The organism is Stenotrophomonas sp. GbtcB23, from assembly GCF_019091045.1.
Classification (GTDB): domain Bacteria; phylum Pseudomonadota; class Gammaproteobacteria; order Xanthomonadales; family Xanthomonadaceae; genus Stenotrophomonas; species Stenotrophomonas rhizophila_A.
In genome coordinates this window covers 1-258 of record NZ_JAGXKC010000476.1, presented here as the reverse complement: position 1 = coordinate 258, position 258 = coordinate 1, and the positions used below count along the sequence as shown (strand labels likewise).

1 pseudogene is annotated in these 258 nt (G+C 67.1%); it reads right to left on the bottom strand.

The window, feature by feature from the left end:
• A pseudogene (locus KVS69_RS21300) lies at nucleotides 1–258 on the bottom strand (3-methylcrotonyl-CoA carboxylase); the annotation flags it as partial.

Here is a 258-nt window from a genome sequence, read left to right as displayed (position 1 = left end):
GATATCGGAAGGAGCAGCATGCGCCGGCGTCAATTCGGCCAGATGCCGGTCGATCAGGCCCGTATCCGGCCTGCCCTCGAGGAAATCGGCCTGAACCGTTAGCCGGCGAAGGAACGCCGCATTTGTCGTCACGCCGGCGGCACGGATCTCGGCCAGGGCCGCTGAAAGGCGGGAAAGCGCCGTAACGCGACCCTGCCCGCGAGTGATGGTCTTGGCAATCATCGGGTCGTAGGAGGGCGAGGTGCGGTCGGGGGCCCG